The organism is Fodinibius salsisoli, assembly GCF_026229185.1.
GTDB classification, from domain to species: Bacteria; Bacteroidota; Rhodothermia; order Balneolales; family Balneolaceae; genus Fodinibius; species Fodinibius salsisoli.
Genome location: NZ_JAGGJA010000031.1, coordinates 1 through 2,087 on the forward strand (window position 1 = coordinate 1; position 2,087 = coordinate 2,087).

General features: G+C 35.7%; 3 protein-coding genes and 1 pseudogene. 3 read left to right on the forward strand and 1 reads right to left on the reverse strand.

The features are described 5' to 3' along the window. Positions 1 to 143 precede the first annotated feature (143 nt). From J6I44_RS20455 to J6I44_RS20465, 3 genes are all read left to right on the forward strand, one after another. Positions 144 to 791 (forward strand): hypothetical protein, encoded by a 648-nt coding sequence (locus J6I44_RS20455; protein WP_265768131.1) that lies wholly within the window; start codon positions 144 to 146, stop codon positions 789 to 791. A gap of 54 nt (positions 792 to 845) precedes the next feature. Then, a complete protein-coding gene (locus tag J6I44_RS20460) occupies positions 846 to 1,166 on the forward strand; it encodes a GIY-YIG nuclease family protein (RefSeq protein WP_265768132.1) in 321 nt (106 codons plus the stop codon). 191 nt (positions 1,167 to 1,357) lie between these two features. Continuing rightward, positions 1,358 to 2,026, forward strand: a complete 669-nt coding sequence (locus J6I44_RS20465; RefSeq protein WP_265768133.1) for a hypothetical protein — start codon at positions 1,358 to 1,360, stop codon at positions 2,024 to 2,026. On the opposite strand, the pseudogene J6I44_RS20470 reads toward J6I44_RS20465, so the two are convergent. After that, a pseudogene (locus tag J6I44_RS20470) lies at positions 1,982 to 2,087 on the reverse strand (IS1595 family transposase); the annotation flags it as partial. The gene J6I44_RS20465 and the pseudogene J6I44_RS20470 overlap by 45 nt on opposite strands.

A 2,087-nucleotide genomic window follows, 5' to 3' on the forward strand; every position in this document is an offset into this window, starting at 1 on the left:
CTCGAGCTCTATGGCTCAATGTCGTCTTACTGGTTCCCTTCCCGCCACCAACCTTCCGTTTGACCGAATATCTGCGAATCTAAAATACCAGTCAATACTAAGTGCTTTAAACATAGGATGTCGTTAGGCCAAAATTGTACATCATGGCGAATCAAAATTGTATTTATTGCTTAGAAAGGGATGCTAATTCAAAAGATCATACCCCTCCTAAAAACCTTTTTCCTAAAGATAAAAGAAATGATTTAATAACTGTGCCATGCTGTAAAAAATGTAACAGAAGCTTTTCAAAAGATGAGGAATATTGTAGAGCTGTGATTAGCTCGACAGGGCAAAGCCAACGGAATCCTAGTGCAAAAGAAATTTTGACTGGTAAAGTATTTAGATCACTCGAAAGAGATCAAGCTAAAGGATTTCGAAATTATTTAAGAAAAAGTATATCCCCTGCTCTTGTTTATAGTGGCTCAGGAATTTATTTGGGAAGAGGATCCAAAATAAAAGTCCAAATGGAGAGGGTTTATAATGTAATCAAAAAAACTGTTCAGGGATTAGTTTTCCATGAAACTGAACTAACAGTTAGTGACGAGTATGAAATAAAAAGTCAATACATCGATAGTGTTCAACAAGTCCAACAATTATTTACGATTTTCCGAAACTGTCCAATTAAAAGAATATTCAGTGATGATATTTTTTCTTACAGAGCTGGAATAATTGAAGAAAACACACCAATATCATCTTGGCTAATCACTATTTATGATTCACATATTTTTTTGGTAAATATTGTTAAAGATTAATTCACAAGAATTTAAGATTGCTTTTTAGTAAATCTCAAATAAACCAAAATAAAAATGAGTGATATTGACTTAGATTTAATTCAAAAAATCCTATCTGAAGACAAAAGAGAATACTCAGTATATGCTTTGATTAATTATACCAAAAAAGAAATCTATTTTGGTATTTCTAAACAACTCAACATTAGATATTTCCAGCATATGTTTAATACCGTTGACTCGACAAGTCATTGGAATTTTGGTAACGATGATACTGAACGTCAAGTAATTCGAGAGAATTTAACAAAAAAGGAAGCCTCTGATTTAGCTCACAAATTAGAAAAAACAACTTTTAATGGTTTTGAGGATTTTAAAATCATTCAAACTGGTGGTGCATAGCACTTTTGGCCTAACCCGCGCATTAACTCGGACGCACCTCGCCAAACCTCTGCCGCTCTTGGTTTTGAGCCTCTTCTTTTGTTAGTTGCTAATTCAACATGGATCCGTGCGCCGGTTATGCGCAAGGTCGTTATAAGGCTATACTTAAAATATTTTGCGACTATATACAATTTGAATTCCATAGATAGAAAATGAGACTAGATAGAACTGAAATTGAAGCTTGGGGAAAAAGACATGGAGCCAAAGGGGAGTTTCCCCGATTAATTTCAAAATTAATTTTTGAGACAACGCCACGAGATACCAAGCTAGACATACCTTCAGGAAGTGCAGTGTTTTTAGAAGGTTGGGACGGGAAGGTCATTTGTAGTGAAGATACAAGCTACGTTCCTCAAGGGAATTCATTATGGGAGTTTAAAACTAATGGAGGAACTGCAGAGGCTAATGTAGATTATCAGAAGAGAACAGATGATCCACTTGGCTTTGAACCTACTGAGTCAGTATTTGTATTCGTAACTACAGCCTATTGGGATAACAGAGATGATTGGCAAGAAAAAAAACAACAAGAAGATGTTTGGAAAGATGTTCAAGCTTATGATTGCAGAAATCTTGTAAATTGGTTGGATAAAGCTCCTGTAACACGTCGCTGGTTTTTTACCATATTAGGTAAACCTGTTAACCAGTTACTTACGGTCGAAGAGTTTTGGGAAGAGTGGTCAATAGGGCCAAGTGGGCAACTACCTCCAAGTGCCGTTTCCGCTGGACGAGATTACGAAAGCCAAGAATTAATTAACTTTGGGTCTAGTGAAGCAAACGACTCAAAGAGGATCTTCTCGAAGGAGCTTCAGCAAGATGTTATATAAATTATTGTTTCGATGATTAAAACGAAATTCCGTTTCTTTCAAATGCAGAAAAAACGTGTGT

Excerpts from the sequence above, each read along its gene's own strand:
- J6I44_RS20455 (WP_265768131.1), top strand. The coding sequence starts at position 144 with ATGGCGAATCAAAATTGTATTTATTGCTTAGAAAGGGATGCTAATTCA.
- J6I44_RS20460 (WP_265768132.1), top strand. The coding sequence starts at position 846 with ATGAGTGATATTGACTTAGATTTAATTCAAAAAATCCTATCTGAAGAC.
- J6I44_RS20465 (WP_265768133.1), top strand. The coding sequence starts at position 1,358 with ATGAGACTAGATAGAACTGAAATTGAAGCTTGGGGAAAAAGACATGGA.